Genomic DNA, 5,921 nt, shown 5'->3' with positions numbered 1-5,921 from the left:
ATGCCCATACAGGCGAATCATTTTTCTTAATCGCTGGTGGATGTCATACTGAGTGGATGAACGCCTTTTTAGAAGAGCTTTCACAAGCTTATCCAGATGATTATCTTTTACTCGTTATGGACAATGCCATATGGCATAATAAAAGCGCTGAATCGGTCAATCAGGCTCTAAAACTCATCTTAAAACAAGACAAGATTCTGTCCATCACGGCAGATAATGGTACAGAATTTAACCGCTTGTCTGATGTATTTTCTGAGGAACATATCTATTATGCGCACCCCTATGCCTCTTGGGAAAAGGGGAACTGATGAGAATCACAACAGGCTCATTCGGAGATGGTTACCTAAGGGAACTAAGAAAACGACTCCCAAAGAAGTCGCATTCATCTAAAATTGGATTAATAACTATCCTAAAAAATGCTTGCACTACAAATCACCCAGAGAAGACTTCTTGATGGCTAACTTGAACTTGAAATTTGGCTTTTTTGAAAAAATAGGTAAAAAGTTTAAAAACTCGAAGAAAACTCTTGACAAATCCTGCAAATATTTATATAATCTATGGTAGTAAGGTAGTCTTACGAAAAAATATTTTAAAGAAAAACAAAGGAGATAAAACGATGAAAAAAGTTTTATTGACAAGCGCAGTCGCTCTTGCAGCATTTGGTGCTGTACAAGCTGTTTCAGCTGATACAGCAACTTTTAGTGAGGCTAATGTTCAAACATTGCCAAATGCTAAACCTGCAGCTGATGAGAGAACAGAACCAAGTGCAGAAGTTTCTAAACTCTTTAAAGAAGCAGCAGAAGCAGCAGAAGCAGCAGCTAAACGTGGAGAAGAAGCAAGTGGTAAAGTTAATACTACTGAAAATGGTGATTTGACTATTGATGATATTAAGTCTCACCTTGCATCTCAACAATCTCAACAATCTAATAAACAAAGAGTTGTTACCGATAGATATGTTAAGGTTTATGATAAAGAAGGTAATGAACTGAAACTTGATGGTAAAGCAGTTGAGATTAAGTATGAAAAATCAGCTAATAGTACTGTTGAAGTTAAAACTAAACGTGGAACATATAAATTAACAGTTCGAGTACAAAATGGTAAAGCAACTCTTTTGAAAACTCCTCAATTAGTAGCTTCTGCTGAAACACCTGCTCAAAAAGCTGAATGGATTAAATCAGGTTCTCGCTGGTGGTACAAACACGCTGATGGTTCTTACACAACTAATGGTTGGGAAAAAATCAATGGAACTTGGTACTATTTTGACCAAGCTGGTTGGATGACAACTGGTTGGGTTAAAGACAATGGTACTTGGTACTACCTAAACGACAACGGTTCAATGGCAACTGGTTGGGTTAAAGATAACGGTACTTGGTACTACTTGAAATCATCAGGTGCAATGGCAACTGGTTGGTATCAAGTTGGTGGTAAATGGTACTACTCATACGCGTCAGGAGCTCTTGCAGTTAATACAACTGTAGATGGTTATAAAGTAAACCACAACGGTGAGTGGGTTAAATAATCCAAGATAATTTAAAACTAGGAGAGTTCTCTCCTAGTTTTTTTGCTCTTTGTTAGCTATAGGGGTAGAGTTTTTGGCATTTTCCTTGCAACTCCGTCTATTGGTTAGAAGAAAATAAAAAGTGAACAAGACGATATTTCAGTCGTAACCGCCTAATAACGAAGTATATTGAAAAATCTCCAGCCTAGAGAACTCACGGATAGTTCCTAATCTGGAGATTTCTTATTTGCACTTTTCTTGTACAACTTTAGTCCATGGTAAATAAGCCTCTAAAACCTCTTTGTTTACGAGAGTTTCCTCGTTTGGAAGACATTCTAGAAGATAGGATAGATATTTTTCACTATTTAGTTGATGACGTTTAGCTGTTTCCAACAAACTCATAATAATAGCTCTTGCTTTAGCTCCTTCAAAACTTTGAGAAAACAACCACCCTCGCTTTTTAAAATTTAGCTTAGGCTAAAAGAGTCCACCGGACTCTTTTACTACGTCCCATAACCAATGATTTAATGGCGCGTTCAGCTAGATTATTGGAAAGGACCAGATGCCCGTCTTTCAAAATGGCCTTAAAGGTTTCTTCATACTTGAGACTGTATTCAATTGCCCTTCCTAGTTTTGAACCAGGTAAAACTGACTGACGCCGACACCAAGCAAAGAAGTCTTCCATTAGGGGTTGGAGCTCTTCTTGACGTTTCTGTAGTCGTTCATCAGCTGGCAAAGCATGCAATCGCTTTTCACCTGCTTTTAAGGCCTAGTTTAAGACTAAGTTAGAACAAGGAAAACATTACAATGTAGCCATCATCCACCTTGCAAAAAAACTTATCCGAACCATGTTTTATCTCCTAAAAAAGAGCTACCATTTGACGAACAAAAAGTGATGTAATTTCTGAAATTAACACAAGATTACCTTTGAAAAAAATGGACTTTTTCAAGGGATTTTTGCCGTGCTCTAAAATCATCGCTAAATCATCAAATTGAAATAAGAAATATTTTAGATAAACTATTGACTTTTTTTATAGTTTGTCTTTCATTATAGCACATTTTTAAATCTAAGTTTACTAGTTTCAATGCTTCTATCTATTTATTCGGAAAAAGTATGAAAAATATTGGGTATGGCTCTTTCCAATGGTATTTTTTGATTCTTTCCTTTATAATGGGTGTATGGATAAGAAAAAATTATTATTGATTGATGGGTCTTCTGTTGCTTTTCGGGCGTTTTTTGCGCTCTATCAGCAGTTGGACCGTTTTAAGAATGCGGCTGGTTTGCATACCAATGCGATTTATGGTTTCCAGTTGATGTTGAGCCATTTGTTGGAGCGGGTTGAGCCTAGTCATATTTTAGTAGCCTTTGATGCGGGAAAGACGACTTTCCGTACAGAGATGTATGCGGACTATAAGGGTGGTCGGGCTAAGACTCCGGATGAGTTTCGTGAGCAATTTCCTTTTATTCGTGAGTTGCTGGATCATATGGGGATTCGTCACTATGAGTTGGCTCAGTATGAGGCGGATGACATCATTGGGACACTGGATAAACTAGCAGAGCAGGATGGTTTTGATATTACCATTGTCAGTGGGGACAAGGATTTGATTCAGCTGACGGATGAGCATACGGTGGTTGAAATTTCCAAGAAAGGTGTGGCTGAGTTTGAGGCCTTTACGCCAGATTATCTCATGGAAAAGATGGGCATCACACCGACTCAGTTTATCGATCTCAAGGCGCTCATGGGTGATAAGTCGGATAATATCCCTGGGGTGACCAAAATTGGTGAAAAGACGGGTATCAAACTCTTGCTGGAGCATGGTTCGCTTGAGGGGATTTATGAAAATATCGATGGGATGAAGGCTTCTAAGATGAAGGAAAATCTCATCAATGATAAGGAACAGGCCTTTTTGTCTAAAACACTAGCGACCATTGATACCAAGGCACCGATTGCGATTGGTTTAGAGGACTTGGTCTATAGTGGTCCAGATGTTGAAAATCTTGGAAAATTCTACGATGAGATGGGCTTCAAACAGCTCAAGCAGGCTTTAAATGTGTCGTCAGCTGATGTGTCTGAGAGTTTGGATTTTACTATTGTTGACCAAATCAGTCAAGATATGCTGAGTGAAGAGTCTATCTTCCACTTTGAGCTTTTTGGTGAGAATTACCATACGGATAATTTGGTTGGATTTGCCTGGTCTTGTGGGGATAAGCTCTATGCCACAGACAAGCTTGAGCTGTTGCAAGACCCGATTTTCAAGGATTTCTTAGAAAAAACATCTCTGAGAGTTTATGACTTTAAGAAGGTTAAAGTTCTTTTGCAACGTTTGGGTGTGGATTTGCAGGCGCCTGCTTTTGACATCCGTTTGGCTAAATACCTCCTTTCGACTGTGGAGGACAATGAAATTGCGACCATCGCTAGTCTTTATGGTCAGACTTATTTGGTTGATGATGAGACTTTCTATGGTAAGGGAGTCAAGAAGGCCATTCCTGGACGCGAGAAATTCTTGGAACATTTGGCTCGTAAGCTTGCTGTGTTGGTCGAAACAGAGCCTGTTTTGCTTGAAAAACTTAGCGAAAATGGGCAGTTAGAGCTTCTTTATGATATAGAGCAACCTCTGGCCTTTGTCCTTGCCAAGATGGAAATCGCTGGGATTAAGGTTAAAAAAGAAACCTTGCTTGAGATGCAGGCTGAAAATGAGCTTGTCATTGAAAAACTAACTCAGGAGATTTACGAACTGGCTGGTGAGGAGTTTAATATCAACTCGCCTAAGCAGTTGGGCGTACTTCTCTTTGAAAAATTGGGACTTCCTCTAGAATACACTAAAAAAACCAAGACAGGTTATTCAACTGCGGTGGATGTCTTGGAGCGCCTGGCTCCTATTGCTCCGATTGTTAAGAAAATTCTTGATTACCGTCAAATTGCTAAGATTCAATCCACTTATGTGATTGGCTTGCAAGACTGGATTTTGGCTGATGGCAAGATTCATACGCGCTATGTGCAGGATTTGACCCAGACTGGGCGTTTGTCTAGTGTGGATCCAAACTTGCAAAATATCCCTGTTCGCTTGGAACAAGGGCGCTTGATTCGTAAGGCCTTTGTGCCAGAGTGGGAGGATAGTGTGTTGCTCAGTTCGGACTATTCGCAGATTGAATTGCGTGTTTTGGCGCATATTTCTAAGGATGAGCACTTGATTAATGCCTTCCAAGAGGGAGCGGACATCCATACTTCGACAGCCATGCGGGTCTTTGGCATTGAGCGTCCTGAGGATGTGACTGCAAACGACCGTCGCAATGCAAAGGCTGTCAACTTTGGAGTGGTTTACGGGATTTCAGACTTTGGTTTGTCTAATAATCTGGGCATTAGCCGTAAGGAGGCCAAAGCCTACATTGATACCTACTTTGAACGCTTCCCAGGTATTAAAAACTACATGGATGAAGTGGTGCGTGAGGCGCGTGATAAGGGCTATGTGGAGACCCTCTTCAAGCGTCGTCGTGAGTTGCCAGATATCAATTCGCGCAACTTTAACATTCGTGGTTTTGCGGAGCGGACAGCCATCAATTCTCCTATTCAGGGTTCGGCAGCAGATATTCTCAAGATTGCCATGATTCAGCTAGATAAAGCCTTGGTTGCAGGTGGTTATCAGACTAAGATGCTTCTGCAAGTGCACGATGAAATCGTCCTTGAAGTTCCTAAATCTGAATTGGCAGAGATGAAAAAATTGGTCAAACAAACCATGGAAGAAGCCATTCAACTCAGTGTTACCCTCATCGCAGATGAAAATGAAGGGGCAACCTGGTACGAGGCTAAATAAAAAGGGGGCTAGTCCTCCTTTTTGTAGTAGAATTATGCAAGCCTTTTCAAAATGTGCTATACTGATGAAAAAGGAGGATTTCTATGAGTCAAGAATTTATCAATCCAAGTGATGGCGTGATTCGTCAGTATCTCGCAACGAGTAAAACCCTTGCTGTAGTGGGGTTATCAGATCGTGAGGAAACAACCAGTAATCGAGTGACCAAGGAAATGCAGGCTCGGGGTTATAAAATTATTCCAGTCAATCCCAAGGCGGCAGGTGGCGAAATATTGGGTGAAAAGGCTTATGCTAGTCTAGCAGAGATTCCTTTTCCTGTAGATATTGTCAATGTTTACCGTCGCAGTGAGTTTTTGCCAGATGTGGCGCGTGATTTTTTCAAGGCTGATGCTAAGATTTTTTGGGCACAGCTAGGACTTGAAAGTCTAGAAGCAGAAGAGATTTTGCGTGCTGGTGGATGTGATGACATCGTGATGAATCGTTGCATCAAGAGAGAACATACACGCTTGATTGAGGAAGCATAAGAAAAAGGTAGCTGGTGGGCTACCTTTTGTGTTATACTCAATGAAAATCAAAGAGCAAACTAGCCGCAGGCTGCTCAAAACACTGTTTT

The 5,921-nt window shown here is 40.5% G+C and carries 2 protein-coding genes and 4 pseudogenes; 5 read left to right on the top strand and 1 reads right to left on the bottom strand.

Annotated elements, in window-relative coordinates:
* From HT699_RS10465 to HT699_RS11900, 3 pseudogenes are all read left to right on the top strand, one after another.
* A pseudogene (locus tag HT699_RS10465) lies at window positions 1-137 on the top strand (IS630 family transposase); the annotation flags it as partial.
* Window positions 138-564, top strand: a pseudogene (locus tag HT699_RS11580) (IS30 family transposase); the annotation flags it as partial.
* A 622-nt stretch (window positions 565-1,186) separates the two neighbouring features.
* Window positions 1,187-1,519: pseudogene (locus HT699_RS11900) on the top strand (N-acetylmuramoyl-L-alanine amidase family protein); the annotation flags it as partial.
* 222 nt (window positions 1,520-1,741) lie between these two features.
* Here HT699_RS11900 and HT699_RS11895 read toward each other — a convergent pair.
* Window positions 1,742-2,234, bottom strand: a pseudogene (locus tag HT699_RS11895) (IS66 family transposase); the annotation flags it as partial.
* A gap of 443 nt (window positions 2,235-2,677) precedes the next feature.
* Between HT699_RS11895 and polA the strand changes: the two are divergent.
* Entirely contained in the window at window positions 2,678-5,311 is a 2,634-nt protein-coding gene (gene polA / locus HT699_RS10440) for a DNA polymerase I (RefSeq protein WP_172934350.1), read from the top strand.
* An 83-nt stretch (window positions 5,312-5,394) separates the two neighbouring features.
* The gene (locus tag HT699_RS10435; RefSeq protein WP_054388194.1) at window positions 5,395-5,832 is read left to right on the top strand and encodes a CoA-binding protein; all 438 of its coding nucleotides are present in this window, start codon (window positions 5,395-5,397) and stop codon (window positions 5,830-5,832) included.
* The last annotated feature ends 89 nt before the right edge of the window (window positions 5,833-5,921 follow it).

The sequence above is a fragment of the Streptococcus sp. 1055 genome (genome assembly GCF_013276815.1).
GTDB lineage: Bacteria > Bacillota > Bacilli > Lactobacillales > Streptococcaceae > Streptococcus > Streptococcus pseudopneumoniae.
The sequence above is the reverse complement of the archived record's forward strand: the minus strand, read 5'-3'. Positions and strand labels throughout refer to the sequence as shown.

What these genes read in the sequence shown, in the direction of transcription:
- polA (WP_172934350.1), top strand. Translation starts at nt 2,678, where the DNA reads ATGGATAAGAAAAAATTATTATTGATTGATGGGTCTTCTGTTGCTTTT.
- HT699_RS10435 (WP_054388194.1), top strand. Translation starts at nt 5,395, where the DNA reads ATGAGTCAAGAATTTATCAATCCAAGTGATGGCGTGATTCGTCAGTAT.